We start from the raw sequence: 15207 nt of genomic DNA, 5'->3' as shown, positions 1-15207 counted from the left end.
TGCGGGCTTGGGTTCCGCCCGCTCAGGCTTTGCCGGTGCAGGCTGCTCTGCCTGCTCGGGCATTGTCTGCTCGGGCTGCTCTATCGGTGCGGCTGGGGACGGGTCGGCCGCAGGCGGAGCCGGCGGTTCGGGCGTCGAACCGGTCGCCTCGGGCGGGTTGCTGGTCAAGCTGCCTCCGATCGGATGGCGGTCAGCGGAAGGGTTACCTGAATGCGGCACCCGGTGCGAGTCCGGCCCGGGGACGCCTCTGGTGGGTCGGTGACGGTGATGGAGCCGCCGTGTAGCTCCACGGCCCAGTGTGCGATGGCCAGGCCCAGACCGGTGCCGCCACCGCTGGTGCGGTCGCCCCGGGTGAACCGTTCGAACACTCGCGAACGTTCCTCGACCGGAATTCCGTCGCCCTCGTCGATCACCTCGAACCGCAGATGCCCGGCCTGCGACTCGGCGGTGACGAGGACGGTGCCACCGGATGGGCTGTGCCGGGCCGCGTTGTCGAGCAGGTTGGCGAAGACCTGGTGCAGCCGCCACGGGTCAGCCTCGATGGTCAGGTCGGTGGCTGACTGGCGTACCTCGAAGTGCACCACCCGTCCGGCGCCGGTGGCGGTGACCTCGGCCTGCCGGACCGCGTCGTACAGGAAGTCGGCGACGTCCAGCCGGACCGGCCGTAGCGGCACCACCCCGGCGTCCAGGCGGGACAGGTCGAGTAGTTCCCTGACCAGGTGCCCGAGTCGTTCGGTCTGGGCCAGGGCCACCCGGAGAGTGGTGGGTTCCGGTTCGGCGACGCCGTCGACGATGTTCTCCAGCACGCCCTGGAGCGCGGTGATCGGCGTACGCAGCTCGTGCGACACGTTGGCGATCAGCTCGCGCCGCCGCCGGTCGGATTCGGCCAGGTCCGCCGCCATCTGGTTGAACGCGGTGGCGAGTTCGCCGACCTCGTCGCGGGAGGTGGCCCGGACCCGGCGGGTGTAGTCGCCCCGGGCCATCGCCCGGGCTGCCGCCGTCATCTCCCGCAGTGGCGAGGTCATGCCGTGCGCCATCACCTGTGAGGCCAGCAGGGCGACGGTGATGGCGACGATCAGTGTCTTGGGCGGCACCCAGCCGATGCCGAGCATGAAGACGCTCATGCCGACCGCCCCGGCGGTGACCAGCAGGATGCCCAGCTTCACCTTGATCGAGCGGACCGGGTCCAGGGGGCGGGGCAGCAGGTCCAGCGCCCGGTTGATCCGGTCCCAGAACGCGCTCACGGTCGTACGTCCAGGGCGTAGCCGACGCCGTGCACGGTGCGGATCAGGTCCGCCCCGAGCTTGCGGCGCAGCGCCTTGACGTGGCTGTCGACCGTACGGGTGCCGGAGCCTTCGGGCCAGCCCCAGACGTCGGCCAGCAGCCGTTCCCTGGGCAGTACGGTGCGCGGCCGGCCAGCCAGGTGCACCAACAGGTCGAACTCGGTGGGGGTGAGGTGGGCCTCGACACCGGCCCGGCGTACCCGCCGTTCGGCCTGGTTGATCTCCAGGTCACCGATTCGGAGCGTGGTCGGGGTCGAGGCCGGGGCCGTGGTGGCAGCCGTCCGCTCCACCCGGCGCAGCAGGGCGTGCACCCGGGCGGCCAGTTCCCGCAGTGAGAACGGCTTGGTCAGATAGTCGTCGGCCCCGACGGCCAGTCCGACCAGCAGGTCTGTCTCGTCGTCGCGGGCGGTCAGCATGAGCACCGGCACCGGCCGATCGGCCTGGATGCGTCGGCATACCTCCAGGCCGTCGAAGCCCGGCAGCATCACATCCAGTACGACCAGGTCCGGCTGCCAGGTTCGGACGGTTTCGACCGCGCTCGGGCCGTCCCCGGCGATGGTGACGATGAAACCCTCGGCCCGGAGTCGGGCGGCCACTGATTCGGCGATGGTGCGTTCGTCCTCCACGACCAGGACGCGACGTTCCTTCATGATGCTGGACTCTAGGCAGCGCTCGTGGAGAGCCATAGAGCACGTTGTGAATAACCTGTGGAGAACCGGCTTTCTCTGTGGATAACTTTCCGATCCTGTGGATAACCGCGGCTGCGTGATGGTCCTACAGTGACGACGGCAGTTCATGAACGTACGGGGGATTTGTGGTGGGTCGAACGATGGTTCGTCGTCTGGGTTTGCTGCTGTCCACCGTGGCTCTGCTGTCTGCGACGGCGTGCGGCGACAGGTCGGTAACGGAGACTTCACCACCGATGGGATCTTCGACGCCGGAGCCGTCGAAGTCGCTGACGGACCGGACCATCGACGCCTACGTGCGGCAACTCGATCCCGGACGGGGCATCGTGGGCTACGACCCGATCGAGTTCTTCGGTGGGGACGCGGCGACTAGGGCCTGCGACGAGGACGGAATTCCCGCCCAGGATCGCTCGGCCGAGTGGTGCAACGACATGTACATCCGTAACCCGGTTCAGGAGACGGTCGAGGCGACCCTGGCCGCTGGGGCGACCATGACGATGTACTACAGCATGGCCGTCTCCTGTGCCGAACAACCGTGCAAGTTGACCCTGGAGCAGTTTGCGGCGGAGGTCGCACAGCGGGTGGCCGGTGATGGTCCCGGCTTGTTGGCCCACATCGTCATCAAGGACGGGGCGGTTCTCTCGATTGCGCACATCTATACGCCCTGACCAGGGTCGCGTCAATGGTCAGGCGGTGACTTGGAGGTCGCCGCCGGGCAGCATGGGACCCCACCTCGGCCAGGAAGTCGTCCAGCGCGACAGGGTCTCGACGCGACGGAAACCGGCGGCCGGTGGCGAGCACGAATGCGGCGGCGAGAAACTCGGCGTAGCGGTGGCCGCGCTAGTGGCGGATGAGGAAGTCCGGCCAGCTCTGGCACCGTTGCGTCAGGTCGCTGTCTAGCCTGACTGGAACACCGCATACGTCATTACGGCGGAATCAGGTGCATGGTGTTCCACCGAAGCCGAAGCCGAAGCCGAAGCCGAAGCCGAAGCCGAAGCTGAAGCTGAAGCCTTCATTGTCGGCCGGACCCGGCTGACGAGGCCGGCTGCGAGCCCGACCGACGGTCGTTCGTACGCGGCTACGTCCGGGCTCCGACCCGTGGGCCAGCCGTAGTTCGGTGATGAGCCGCAAACAATCAGTGGTGTGCAGCCGCGCGTAGTCGCCCTGCGCCTCCCTCCCAGTTCACCGCCACCGGAAGCTCTGCTTGGTGAAACGGTCGAACGCATTGGGCAAACGCCTCAGGCGAGCGCATTGCGCAGACGCCCAATTTCTGTGTAGGGTCATGCCGTACCCGCCGGCCCAAGGAGATGTCATGAGCCACCCCCGCCCCGTCAGCCGTCGCCGCCTGCTCGGCCTGGCCACCGCCACCGTCGCCGTACTCACCGCAGGGACTCTCAGTGCTGCTGGCACCGCTGCCGCGGCAGAGACCGCACCGAACGCAGGGCCGGTGAATGCCCTGAACCGCAGTGCGCACCCCCTGGCCGACCTGGGCGCCCTGGGGCGCATGATCGGCGACGCCCGCGTCGTGGGCGTAGGCGAGGCCAGCCACAGCGGCCACGAATTCTTCACTCTCAAGCAGCGCGTCTTCCGCCACCTCGTGGCCACCAAGGGCTTCACCACCTTCGCCCTGGAGGCGAGTTGGAGCACCGGCCTACGCCTGGACGCCTATGTCACCCGCGGTGTCGGCGACCCCGCGCAGATCATGCGGAACGAGTTCCAGGGCCAGTACGTCTTCTGGAACACCCAGGAGTACCTCGACCTGATCCACTGGATGCGCCGCTACAACGTCGCCCACCCCGACCGACTGCAGCTGCACTTCGTCGGCAACGACCTCGGCTTCGCTGGCAAGGCCGCCTTCGACCAGGTCTCCGACTACCTCGCCACATACCGTCCGGACCTGACCGCCGGGATCGAGATCTCGTACGGTTCCCTGCGGCCGGAAGTCAACACCGAGGCCGGCCCGTGGATGGTCAACCAGCTCTACGTAAAGAGTGCGACCGAGCGGAAGAGCGACGCCGACATGGCCGCCTCGGCCCTCGCGCTGCTGCGTGACCAGGGCCGCCCGCACCGCGCCGACCAGCACAGCCAAGAGGCGTACGCCTGGGCGGTGCAAAACGCCACCGCCATCGCCCAGAGCTTCACCGGCTATGCCTTCCCCGACGAGCAGTTCTCCGAGCGGATGCGCTACCGCGACGAAGCCATGGCAGCCAACACCGCCTGGTGGCTGCGCCACCGAGGCAGCGGGATCCTGCTCGCCTCGAACAACGGCCACATCGCCTACACCAGCGACAACCCATCCGAGTTCCCCGAGACCACCGGCGCGGTCCTGCACCGCGAACTCGGCGACGACTACGTCAGCATCGGCCTGACCTTCAACAAGGGCACCGTCAACGCACTGCCCGACTACACCGCGCAGCAGCCCAAGACCTATACCATTGCCCCCGCCCCCGCAGGCCACAACGAGAACGTCCTCGACAGGGTCCGCTACCGCGACTTCAGCATCGACCTGCGCACCGCGCCCGCAGCAGCCCGAACCTGGCTCGACACGGCCCGCCCCACCCGCTCCTACGGCCTGTACTGGTCGACTGACGACCCGGCAACCGCTCTGGGCCGTTCCTACGACATCCTCATCCACCTGCACCAGGTCGAAGCCGGTCACCTTCGCTAACCCGAGACCAAACAGGGCAGGGCAGGGTAGCCGGACACTAGAGGCAGCAGGCCACGATCGACCGCCGAGGTGGCGGTAGACAATCGCCCGAGCAGGACGCTGAGCCTTACCGCGTCCTGCTCGGGCGAACCGGTCGAAGCTCCATCACCGGTTCCAGTCCTGCTTGGCGGCGCGTACGAGTTTGTCTTTCAACTCGCGGGTGTGTCGGCGGCTGACCGGCAACTCGCTGCCGTCGATGATCACGACGTAGCCGGAGTTGGCCAACCGCAGTTCGGCGATGAGCCGGATCTGCACCAGGAACGAGCGGTGGATCCGGACGAAACCCGCGTCCCCCCAGCGGTCGGCGAGAGTCGCCAGCGACACCCGAACCAGATGCGAGCCGTCGGCGGTGTGCAGCCGGGCGTAGTCGCCCTGCGCCTCCACCCAGCGCACCGCCGAGCGGGGCAGCATCCGGGTCGTACCGGCCAGTTCGACTGGGATCGTCGGATCCTCCTCCGCGCGGGCCAGCGCGGCCGGATGGGACGGTACGACCCGGGAGCTGACCACCCGACGCAGCGACTCGGCAAGCCTTTCGGCACGTACGGGTTTGCGGACGTAGTCGGTGACGCCGAGGTCGAAGGCGTCCACCGCCCCGTCGTCGTACGCGGTGACGAAGACGATCGCCGGTGGCCGGGCGAACCGGCGCAGCACCCGGGCCAGTTCCATACCGTCCAGACCGGGCATCCGGATGTCGAGGAAGACCGCGTCGACGTCGGCGTCCCGGAGCACCCGTAGGGCCTCGGTGGCGTCGGCGGCGGTGTGCAACCGGGCGACCCGAGGGTCGGCGCGCAGGTGGTAGGCCAACTCGTCCAGCGCCGGCGGCTCGTCGTCCACTGCCAACACCCGCAGGAAACCCGTCACGATCCCACCTCGCTGCGCTCGGTCACGTTGTCTCCTTGCTGCGCTCGTCGTCGCCGTGACCGTCGGGGCTGTGCTGGCTGGTGACCTCGCTGCGCTCGGTCACGTCATCTCCTCCCCGGATCATGGGTTTGCCCGTACGTGACGGTGGAACTTCGGTACCCGCATGCTCACCTTCGTACCGGAACCGAGGCCGGTCTCCACGACCAGGCCGAACTGGTCGCCGAAGACCGACCGCAGTCGCTCGTCCACATTGGAGAGACCGACGTGTTGGCCGGTGTCGTCGCTCGGATCGGTGGCTGCCAACTCGACTATGCCGGTGGTCAGCAGCTCCGGGTCCATGCCCACCCCGTCGTCCTCCACCGTGATGTGGCACTCCGTCCCGGCGTCGCGCGCCTCGATGCTGACCATGCCGGTGCCGGGCTTGCGCGACAAGCCATGCTGTACGGCGTTCTCGACCAGCGGTTGCAGGCAGAGGAACGGCACACTGACCGGCAGCACCTCCGGGGCGATCTGGAGGCGTACCTGGAGCCGGTCACCGAACCGGGCCCGTTCGATGGTGAGGTAGCGGTCGATCGACCGTAGCTCCTCGGCCAGCGTGGTGAACTCGCCATGTGCCCGGAACGAGTACCGGGTGAACTCGGCGAATTCGAGGATCAGTTCCCGGGCCCGTTCCGGGTCGGTACGCACGAACGAGCCGATCGCGGTCAACGCGTTGTAGATGAAATGCGGGCTTATCTGGGCGCGCAGTGCGCGTACCTCGGCTCGGGCCAGCCGCTCCCGGGACGAGTCCAGCTCGGCCAGGGCGAGTTGCGCCCCGGCCCAGTCGGCGGTCTCCAGGGTGGCCTGCACCAGTCCCGGAGCTGGTTGGCCGTCGGCGATCGCCACCAGCGCCCCGGCGGCCCGACCGCCCGGCCCGGTCAGCGGTGCGACGACCGCACCCCGGACCGGGCAGTCGACCCGGTCACAGGGCAGTTCCGCGTCACCGAGCACGGTCGACCGGTCGGCGGCGATGGCCCGCTGCGCGGCCAGTACCAACTGTTCGCCATGGTGGCTGCCCCGCCCGTCGATCGCCAGCACCTCGGCGGCGTCGACCAGGGCCAGGCCAGCCGCGCCGACGAGGGCGCGCAAATGCCGTACGGCCTTCGCGGCACCCGCCGGGGTCAGGCCGGCGCGCAGCGGTTCGGCGGCGAGTCCGGCGGTGTGCAGGACCTCGTACGTGGCCCGCTGGGTCGCGGTGGCGATGCCCCGTCGCCCGCGCAGCCGTACGACGGCGAAGAGCGCGGCGCCGAGCGCGCTGACCAGCGCGACGACCGCGAACGCGGCGAACAGGTTCGAGTCCACGCACGAATCCTGGCGAAGTTGGCACTGTTCGCCAAGGGGTCGCCCCCGATGCCACTCGTTGCCGAGACCCTCAGTACGCGCCCTTGCGGGCAAGTACGACTCCGACAGTGCGCCACAGGATGCTCAGGTCGTACGTCAGGGACCAGTTGTCGACGTAGTAGAGGTCGAGCCGGACCGCCTCGTCCCAGGACAGGTCGGAGCGGCCGGAGACCTGCCACAGTCCGGTCATGCCGGGGCGGACCAGCAGTCGACGCCGTACGTCGCCGAGGAAGTCGCCGTCGTCGGCGGGCAGCGGGCGCGGCCCGACCAGGGACATCTCGCCCCAGAGTACGTTGATCAACTGGGGTAGCTCGTCGAGTGAACTGGCCCGGAGGAACCGACCGACCGGGAAGACCCGGGGATCCTGCTTGATCTTGAACAGCATCCCGTCGGTCTCGTTCTGGTCGACCAGTCCGGCGAGCCGTTCCTCGGCGTCGACGTACATCGTCCGGAACTTCCAAACCCGGAAGGTACGACCCTCGTGACCCACCCGAGGCTGGCGGAAGAAGACCGGGCCGCGGTCGGAGAGCCGGATCGCGATCGCGATCGCGACGAAGAGCGGGATGAGCAGCATCAGGCCAAGCCCAGCGGCCACCCGGTCCATCAGGTTCTTGAGCAGCAGGGCCGGGCCGGAGAGCGTCGGCTCCTCGACGTGCAGCAGCGGCAGGCCCTCGATCGGCCGGATGTGCACCCGGGGACCGGCGATGTCGGTGAGCTGGGGGGCGACGACCAGGTCGACGCCGGAGCCTTCGAGCTGCCAGGCCAGGCGGCGCAGCTCACCCGGCTCGGCGCTGGCCGAGCCGCAGACCGCGATCGTGTCGCCGCCGACCTCGCGGACCAGGGCGAGTACGTCCCGCCCGGCGTACACCGGTACCGGCGTCTCGATCCCACGTGCGGCGGCATAGCCGTCGGTCAGGTGGATCGCGACCGGGATCAGGCCGGCGGCCGGGCTGCGGGTCACCGCCGTGTAGACCTCAAGTGTCTCCGGCAGGGTGCCGACCAGCACCATCCGGTGGGCGGCCTGGCCGGCTCGCCTCCGGACCGTGTGTAGCGCGAAGCGGGCGACGAACCGGACCAGCAGGATCAGCACCGTCGCGCCGACCAGGGCGAAGCCGACCGTGAACCGGGACAGGTCGGCCTTGATGGCGAACGCCAGGAACGAGACACTGGCGGCGACCGTCACCGACGCCCGGATCACCCGCTTGAACTCGTCGGGACCGAGCCCGAGATAGCGCCGGTCGTACGCCCGGTTGCCCCACAGGATGATCAACCAGCCCAGTGGTAGCAGGAGGTAGGCGACGGTGTGGAACCAGGCCGATGTGTTGAACCAGCTCGGATCGTTCCTGTTGGCCGCGAATCCAGCGGCAGCCTGGTCGAACAGGGAGATCGCGAGCCAACTGGCCAGGGCGGTGGCCCCGAAGTCGAGCACGGCCAGGATCAGGGCATAGGGGCGATGCCATCGGGAAACCCGTCGCCGGGCTCGCGCCCACGCCGACCGAGGTACGCCGTTCGGTGAATGAGGCGTCGGCGGCTGGATCTCGAAGCTGTCGACGTGCCGCACGAGTTTGCTCCGGCCTGTGTTGGTTACCGGGCGCTGGAGGCTTGTCGTCACCTCACCTACGTCCTCCCGCATGACACGTGTCGCCCATCCCCGAAAGGGGTCTGGTCGCCCACTGTCCCAGTCTCCCACGCAGGCCCCGAAGGGACGCTGGCCCGAGGGACATTACGCCTACCGCTGCGCGGCGAGGAGAGCTCGTCGCTGCTGCGGTCAGAGCCGCAACCCGGGTCACTATACCGATGGATGAGCGCCCCGGTAGGGCTGGACGGTGGGCGGTTCCTCGCTCACTGGGCGATTCCCGTCGTCGACCTCGGCATCGTCACTTACCGCACAAGTCGGGACAACCGTCGGTCAGCTAGGGTTTTTCCTCCGGTTTGGCAGGTGGGGCAGTACTGGAGGCTGGAGTCAGCGAACGAAACTTCCCGTACTGTGTCGCCGCAAACCGGGCAGGGTAGTCCGGTGCGGGCGTGCACCTTCAGCCCCGACCGCTTCTCGCCCTTCAGCTCGGCGGCCCGCTGTCCCATCGACCGGGCGACCGCATCTCCCAGCACCTGCCGGGTTGCCTCGTACAACTCGGCCACCCGGTCGTCCGGCAGTCGGTCGGTGATCGCGAACGGCGACAGCCGCGCCGCGTGCAGGATCTCGTCCGAGTACGCGTTGCCGATGCCGGCGAAGACCTGCTGGTCGGTGAGCACCCCCTTCACCTGTCCTCGTCGCCCTCGCAGCCGCTCGGTGAAGGTCGGCAGATCGATCGAGAGCACGTCCGGTCCGAGCCGGGCCACCCCGGGCACCTGCCCCGGATCGGTGACCAGATAGACAGCGAGGCTCTTCTGCGTACCGGCCTCGGTCAGGTCGAAGCCAGAGCCGTCGTCGAGGCGTACCCGGATTGCGATCGGACCCTTACCCGGCTTGAGCGGGACCGCCGACGGGAAGGCGTCCCGGTAGTGCAGCCAGCCGGCGCGGGCCAGGTGCACCACGAGGTGCAGGTCGCCGTCGAACACCACGTCGAGGAACTTGCCGTGTCGCCCGGCGTCGACGATGCGCCGCCCGACCGTGGCTTCCGGCCCCGGGTCGTACGTCTTCAGGGCGCTGATCGCGGCGACCTCGAACCGGTCGACGTGCCGCCCCACCGCGCGCTCGCGCAGGTAGCCGGCGAGCGCCTCCACCTCCGGTAATTCAGGCACATCAGTAACGGTAGCCTCTGCCGGCGTGAGGCAGGCGGAACGAGCATCGAACATACGGAGTGACCAGTTTCGGCCGTTCCCTGTCCCGCGTGAGCCGCACCGGAACGCGAGTCGCGCTTGCTGGCCCCGCCGCAGCGAAGGAAGGTTGAGCATCTGTGAGCGCGAGGAGCGAGCGTTTCGGGGCGGCTCGCGTGGGACGCGGCCGAGCCGAAATGCGAGTAGAGCGAGCGCAGCGAGTGAGCCCCGCAGTCGCGAACGAAAGGTTGGCACCTGTGAGCGCGAGGAGTGAGCTTGCGAGCCCCGCAGTCGCGAATGAAAGGTTGGCACCGTGAAGGTGGTCATCGCGCACAACCGTTACCGGGCGGCCCAGCCCTCCGGGGAGAACACCATCGTCGACCTGGAGATCGCCCAGCTCACCGCCGTCGGGGTCGAGGTGCTGCCGTTCCAGCGCAGCTCCGACGAGATCCCCGCGATGCCGAAGACCGCCAAGGCGCTGCTGCCGCTCTCCCCGATCTACGCCCCCCAGGCCCAGCAGGACCTGAGCCGGCTGCTGGTGGAGCACCAGCCGGACGTACTGCACCTGCACAACCCGTACCCGTTGCTCTCCCCGTGGGTGGTGCGGACGGCGCACGCGTACGGCGTGCCGGTGGTGCAGACGGTGCACAACTACCGACAGGTCTGCTCGTCCGGGCTCTACTTCCGGGATGGCAAGATCTGCCAGGACTGCCGGGGCCGGGCGTTTGGGCTGCCGGCGATCCAGCACCGGTGCTATCGGGGTTCCCGGGCGCAGAGTGCGCTGATGGCGACCACGCTCGCCGTACACCGGCCGACCTGGCGTTCGGTGGACCGGTTCATCGCGCTCACCTCGGCGGTCGCCGCGCACCTGCGGGACTACGGCATTTCCGACGATCGGATCGTGGTCAAGCCCAATGCCATTCCCGACCCGGGGCAGCCGGCTCCCCTCGGGGACGGCTTCCTCTTCATGGGGCGGCTCTCCCCGGAGAAGGGGCTCGGGCTGCTGCTCGACGCGTGGCGGCAGCACCCGGTCGGGTCGCTCGGCCCGCTGCGGATCGCGGGCGACGGTGAGCTGCGTTCGTTGGCCGAAGCCGCCGCCGCCGAACGCTCCGACGTCGTCTTCCTCGGCCCACAGGACCGGTCCGGGGTACGCAAGGCACTCGACGACTCGGCGGTGGTGATCGCCGCGTCGACCTGGCACGACGTGCTGCCGACCGTGGTGATCGAGGCGTTGGCCAGTGGGCGGCCGGTGCTCGGCACCGCGCTCGGCGGCATTCCGTACCTGGTCGGGGCGGACGACCCGGCAAGCGCGGCCGGCTGGGTCGTGCCGGCGGACCCGGCGGCGCTGGCCGCCGCGCTGCCGACTGCCCGGGCCGGGGCCACCACGCTGGCACCGTTGGCGCGGGCCCGCTACGAACGCACATTCCACCCGGATGTGGTGACCCGACAACTGTTGGACGTGTACGCGGGCGTGCGCCGCCGCTGAGGCGTCAGGAAGGGCCCCTTCCTATGCAAAAAGCGATAGGAAGGGGCCCTTCCTAACATCAACGTAGGGAGGCGCGGGCGGAGAAGGCGATGCTGGCGAGCAGGAAGCCGCCGTTGACGATCGTGAACGCGACGATCAGCCACACTGTCCACGCTGGGACGAGGGTGAGGAGCAAACCGGCCAGGGTGATCACCGCGCCGTAGTCCCGGAGCAGCTTGACCAGTCGTACCGGCAGTGAGGTCGAGGTGACCATGCTGGCCGCGTTCGGCCCGGCCTGCATTACCGAGGTCACCAGGTTGACCATCCAGGTGCCGGCGAAGGCGGCCACCAGCCACACCGGGGTGCTCGGCGTCTGCGCCACCGCCACCGTGCCCAGGGCGGTGACCAGCGCGATCTGCGCCGCCACGTCGCAGAGCACATCGACCCGGGCTCCGGCCGGGCTGCCCCGACCGGTGACCCGGGCGAGTTGCCCGTCGGCGCAGTCCAGGGCGTACGCCACCTGCCAGCCGACCAGGGCGACCAGCCCGACCACCCAGGCCGGTACGTCCCCAGCGGCGACCCGGTCGGCGAGCGCCACCACGGTCACCGATGCGGCCAGCCCGAGCACCAGGTTGGCGATGGTCAGCCCGGTGGGGGGCAGGCCGAGCCGGTGCGCCGCCAGTGCGAAGCCGGCGCCGAGGCGTTGGCTGATGGTCTCACTGAACAGACCGCCGCCCCGGTTGACGCGGTAGAAGTCGGCGGTGGTCGGACGGGACAGCTCAGCCGAGGGGGTCGCGGAGTGCATCGGCGTAGTCTGCCAGTCGCCCACGGATCTCGTCCGGCGCCATGTCGAGGTGTTCGATGATCGTGTAACGGTCCGGCCGGGTACGCGGCGCGAACGCCACCGCCTCGACGAACTGGTCGTCACTGAGCCCCACGTCGGCGGGGGTACGGGGCAGGTTGTGCCGGGCCAGGCAGGCGGACATCTGGACGAACCGCTTCTCGTCACCGCGCAGGAAGGTGCAGAACAGCGCCCCGAGTCCGGCCAACTCCCCGTGTGATCCGGTGCCCGGATAGAGGGCGTCGATGGCGTGCATGATCTCGTGGCAGCCGCCGCTGGACGGGCGGCTGGTGCCGCAGACCGCCATCGCCAGCCCGCTGGAGATCAGCGACTCGGCCAGGACGGTGACGAAGCCGTCGTCGCTCATGTCGCCGGGGTGGTTGATGACCGCCTCGGCGCCGGCTCGGGCCAGGCTCGCGGCGAGTCCGTCGACCGGCTCACCGCGTACCTGCCGGGCCAGCTCCCAGTCGGCGAGCGCGCTGATGTTGCTTACCACGTCGCCGATGCCGGCCCGGTTGTGCCGCTCCGGGCCGCTCTCCACAAAGTCCAGGTCGACGATGACCGCGATCGGGATGTGTACGCCGTACGAGCCCTTGATCCCGTCGGTGACCAGGCTCGCCACCGGGGAGGCGATGCCGTCGTGGGCCAGGGCGGTGGCTACCGAGACCATCGGTAGGCCGCGCCGGGTGGCCGCGTACTTGGCGACGTCGACGGTCTTGCCGCCGCCGATGCCGACCACCGCGTCGTACGAGCGGGCCCCGAGTTTGGCGCTGAGGTCGGTGGCGGAGTCGATGCTGCCGCCGGTGACGGTGAAGACGTCCGCCGAACCGAGCGTCGGGCGGATCAGCTCGCCGATCTTCTCGCCCTGACCGGGGCCGACCACGACGGCGACGTCGCCACCGGCCGAGATCCGCCCGTCGGAGAGGATCGCGCCCAGGTCGGCCACCGCCCCCCGGCGCACCTCGATGGCCAGGGGCGTCATGACGGAACGGGCTAGTAGTGGCACGCGATCTCCCGAGCCCGGGCCAGGTCGTCGTGGTTGTCCACCTCGACCCACGGTACGTCGCCGATGGTGGCCGCCCGTACCTCACCGCCCCGGTCTGCGTACTCCTGGTAGCCGTCCTCGTAGTAGAGGTTGGGGTCCCGCTTCCAGGTGGTCTCCAGCGCGTCGGCGAGTCCGGCGGCGGCGTGCGGCTCGATCAGGGTGGCACCGATGTACTCGCCGAAGGCGTCCGCCGGGTCCATCAGCTTGGTGATCCGGGTGAGCTGACCGGTGGCGTCGAAGGTGGTCTTCATCTCCTCGTCGGCGAGCTTCTTGACCGAGTCGATGGCGAGCAGGATGCCGGGGCCACGCTGGGCGAGCAGCGTCTGTTCGATGCTTACCGGGTGCACGGTGTCGCCGTTGACCAGCAGTGCGCCCTGGGCGAAGTGCTCCCGGGCCAGCCAGAGCGAGTACGCGTTGTTCCACTCCTCGGCCTTGTCGTTGTGCACCAGGCTGAGCTTGACGCCGTACCGGTCCTCCAGGGCCGACTGGCGGCTCTCGACGGCTTCGGCCGCGTAGCCGACCACGACGGTGACGTCGGTCAGGCCGACCGCGGCGAGGTTGCGCAGCGAGATGTCGAGGATGGTGGTCTCCCCGTCGACCGGGACGAGTGCCTTGGGCAGGGTGTCGGTGTACGGGCGCAGTCGACGTCCCGCGCCCGCGGCGAGCACCATACCGATCATTCGTGGATCCTCTCTCGCGACGACGAGGGCCGCGAAAACCATGACAACAGTCCCCGGAACGATCAATAGCGACGATTCGCGACAACTGCTCCGGGACACTTGGGCTACTCGGGTTAATCGGGTTACCGCTCGGAAGGATAGCGTTGAACGGCAGCACAGCCCGCCGCCGGCCAAGTTCCGCCGGGCAGAGCGGCCAGGTTCAGCCGGGCTAGAGCACGGCCAGGTTCAGCCGGGCAGAGCGGCCAGGTCCGCGAGCAGCGCCAGCCGCTCCGGTGCGGTCAGTGCGGCGTACGGCATACCCGCCCGGCGGTTGGTCTCCAGCTCGATGGTCTGCCGTTGCGGACCCGGCGTGAGCTCGGCGATGCTGCGCGCCGTGTGTCCGGCCGCCCCCCATGCGGCAGCGTGCGCGTCGGCTCGGTGGTAGCGCAGCGCACCCAGCCGGTTGAGCAGCAGTACGGCCGACGGGGTGCCGTCCGGCTCGTACGGTGGGGCCATCGCGTGGAACGCGGCGGCGTCGGCGTCCTCGGCGGCGGCGGTCAGCAGCAGGCCGAGCATGCCGACCAGCCGGGCCACCCGCGCGGTGTACCCGTCCCAGATCTCGCGGGTGATCCGGGCGTGCAGCTCGTAGAGGTCGGCGAGGAACGACCGACCCCGGTCGGTGGCGGAGAAACCGCCGTCACCCTGCCGCACGATCATCGCGTGGGCGACCTGCTTGTCGAGTACGCGTTGGCACTCGACCGAGTCGCGATAGCGGGTCACGGCGGCGAAGCCGGGGCCGCTGACCACGCCACCGGGGGCGGCTGCCCGGCTGCGGAACTCGACCAGGAAACCGGTGGCCGCCGGCCCGCCGTAGCGCTGGTTCAGTTCCGTGCCACCGAACTCGTGCGCGGTCGCCATGGCGGAGATGAAGATCCGGTCGATGGCCGGCGCGACCAGTGCGGCGAAGTCGGGGGGCGCCAGCGGAACGTCGTCGTTCACAGGCCGATCGAACGTAGCGCGGCGAAACCGTCCTCGGCGATCCGGCGGATCAGTCCGTCGTTGACCTCGCGGTGCTCGTCGAGTACGGCGATCTCGTGTTCGGCCAGCCACCGGAACTCGGTGTGTTTGCCGACCTCCAGACAGGGCCGGGTGAGGTCGCCGTCGACCCGGATCAGGAAGTCCACTTCGATCCGCTCGATGCCATCGTTGCCGGTGTAGCGGTATTCGCCGACCAACCCGAGTACGTGGGAGACGGTCCAGCCGGTCTCCTCCGTGACTTCGCGGTGGAGCGCGTCCTCGGTGTCCTCGCCGGGTTCGAGATGCCCGCCGACGATGTCCCACACGTTGGGGAACAGCCGACGGTGCGGGGATCGCCGCTGGAAGAAGATCCGCCCGTCGTCATCGACGATCAGGGCTCCGGCGCAGCGTAGGGGCTCGGGGGGCACCCCTCGACAGTAGCGACCGGCAAGCTGCCCCGGACAGTACGGAGGTCTTGTACTTCGATGCCCGCAAGGTCAGTATTG

General features: G+C 69.3%; 14 protein-coding genes. 3 read left to right on the top strand and 11 right to left on the bottom strand.

What is annotated here, in order from left to right; translation table 11 throughout:
• Positions 1-164: 164 nt before the first annotated feature.
• Both FHR38_RS13550 and FHR38_RS13545 read right to left on the bottom strand, forming a co-directional pair.
• A complete protein-coding gene (locus FHR38_RS13550; RefSeq protein WP_312882103.1) occupies positions 165-1244 on the bottom strand; it encodes a HAMP domain-containing sensor histidine kinase in 1080 nt (359 codons plus the stop codon).
• A complete protein-coding gene (locus FHR38_RS13545) occupies positions 1241-1933 on the bottom strand; it encodes a response regulator transcription factor (protein WP_184535012.1) in 693 nt (230 codons plus the stop codon). The genes FHR38_RS13550 and FHR38_RS13545 overlap by 4 nt, the downstream gene beginning before the upstream one ends.
• Before the next feature lie 272 nt (positions 1934-2205).
• On the opposite strand from FHR38_RS13545, the gene FHR38_RS13540 reads away from it, so the two are divergent.
• Positions 2206-2637: a hypothetical protein gene (locus FHR38_RS13540; protein WP_184535011.1), complete on the top strand. Its 432-nt coding sequence runs from the start codon at positions 2206-2208 to the stop codon at positions 2635-2637.
• Between the two features lie 644 nt (positions 2638-3281).
• Positions 3282-4637, top strand: coding sequence for an erythromycin esterase family protein (locus tag FHR38_RS13535; RefSeq protein WP_184535010.1), 1356 nt, complete (start codon positions 3282-3284; stop codon positions 4635-4637).
• Between the two features lie 144 nt (positions 4638-4781).
• On the opposite strand, the gene FHR38_RS13530 is transcribed toward FHR38_RS13535, so the two are convergent.
• The 4 genes from FHR38_RS13530 to FHR38_RS13515 form a co-directional block, all read right to left on the bottom strand.
• Entirely contained in the window at positions 4782-5537 is a 756-nt protein-coding gene (locus FHR38_RS13530; protein ID WP_184535009.1) for a LytR/AlgR family response regulator transcription factor, read from the bottom strand.
• A 120-nt stretch (positions 5538-5657) separates the two neighbouring features.
• The gene (locus FHR38_RS13525) at positions 5658-6878 is read right to left on the bottom strand and encodes a sensor histidine kinase (RefSeq protein WP_184535008.1); all 1221 of its coding nucleotides are present in this window, start codon (positions 6876-6878) and stop codon (positions 5658-5660) included.
• 70 nt (positions 6879-6948) lie between these two features.
• Positions 6949-8478 (bottom strand): sugar transferase, encoded by a 1530-nt coding sequence (locus FHR38_RS13520; protein WP_312882100.1) that lies wholly within the window; start codon positions 8476-8478, stop codon positions 6949-6951.
• A 320-nt stretch (positions 8479-8798) separates the two neighbouring features.
• Positions 8799-9659, bottom strand: coding sequence for an Fpg/Nei family DNA glycosylase (locus FHR38_RS13515; protein WP_184535006.1), 861 nt, complete (start codon positions 9657-9659; stop codon positions 8799-8801).
• A 328-nt stretch (positions 9660-9987) separates the two neighbouring features.
• On the opposite strand from FHR38_RS13515, the gene FHR38_RS13510 reads away from it, so the two are divergent.
• Positions 9988-11160 carry a glycosyltransferase family 4 protein gene (locus FHR38_RS13510; protein ID WP_184535005.1) on the top strand — a complete coding sequence of 391 codons (1173 nt, stop codon included), beginning with the start codon at positions 9988-9990 and terminating at the stop codon, positions 11158-11160.
• Positions 11161-11218: 58 nt separating this feature from the next.
• On the opposite strand, the gene FHR38_RS13505 is transcribed toward FHR38_RS13510, so the two are convergent.
• From FHR38_RS13505 to FHR38_RS13485, 5 genes are all read right to left on the bottom strand, one after another.
• The gene (locus tag FHR38_RS13505; RefSeq protein WP_184535004.1) at positions 11219-11944 is read right to left on the bottom strand and encodes a CDP-alcohol phosphatidyltransferase family protein; all 726 of its coding nucleotides are present in this window, start codon (positions 11942-11944) and stop codon (positions 11219-11221) included.
• A complete protein-coding gene (locus tag FHR38_RS13500; RefSeq protein WP_184535003.1) occupies positions 11919-12986 on the bottom strand; it encodes an iron-containing alcohol dehydrogenase family protein in 1068 nt (355 codons plus the stop codon). Before FHR38_RS13500 ends, FHR38_RS13505 begins: the two co-directional genes overlap by 26 nt.
• Entirely contained in the window at positions 12974-13705 is a 732-nt protein-coding gene (locus tag FHR38_RS13495; protein ID WP_184535002.1) for a phosphocholine cytidylyltransferase family protein, read from the bottom strand. Before FHR38_RS13495 ends, FHR38_RS13500 begins: the two co-directional genes overlap by 13 nt.
• Before the next feature lie 225 nt (positions 13706-13930).
• Positions 13931-14683 (bottom strand): hypothetical protein, encoded by a 753-nt coding sequence (locus FHR38_RS13490; RefSeq protein WP_184535001.1) that lies wholly within the window; start codon positions 14681-14683, stop codon positions 13931-13933.
• Positions 14680-15129, bottom strand: a complete 450-nt coding sequence (locus tag FHR38_RS13485; protein WP_184535000.1) for an NUDIX domain-containing protein — start codon at positions 15127-15129, stop codon at positions 14680-14682. The genes FHR38_RS13490 and FHR38_RS13485 overlap by 4 nt, the downstream gene beginning before the upstream one ends.
• Between the last annotated feature and the right edge of the window lie 78 nt (positions 15130-15207).

Origin of the sequence: Micromonospora polyrhachis (genome assembly GCF_014203835.1) — a bacterium.
GTDB lineage: Bacteria > Actinomycetota > Actinomycetes > Mycobacteriales > Micromonosporaceae > Micromonospora_H > Micromonospora_H polyrhachis.
The sequence above is the reverse complement of the archived record's forward strand: the minus strand, read 5'-3'. Positions and strand labels throughout refer to the sequence as shown.

Bases quoted from the DNA above. Each gene is read 5' to 3' on its own strand.
- FHR38_RS13545 (WP_184535012.1), bottom strand. From the start codon at position 1,933: ATGAAGGAACGTCGCGTCCTGGTCGTGGAGGACGAACGCACCATCGCC.
- FHR38_RS13540 (WP_184535011.1), top strand. From the start codon at position 2,206: ATGGGATCTTCGACGCCGGAGCCGTCGAAGTCGCTGACGGACCGGACC.
- FHR38_RS13535 (WP_184535010.1), top strand. From the start codon at position 3,282: ATGAGCCACCCCCGCCCCGTCAGCCGTCGCCGCCTGCTCGGCCTGGCC.
- FHR38_RS13505 (WP_184535004.1), bottom strand. From the start codon at position 11,944: ATGCACTCCGCGACCCCCTCGGCTGAGCTGTCCCGTCCGACCACCGCC.
- FHR38_RS13495 (WP_184535002.1), bottom strand. From the start codon at position 13,705: ATGATCGGTATGGTGCTCGCCGCGGGCGCGGGACGTCGACTGCGCCCG.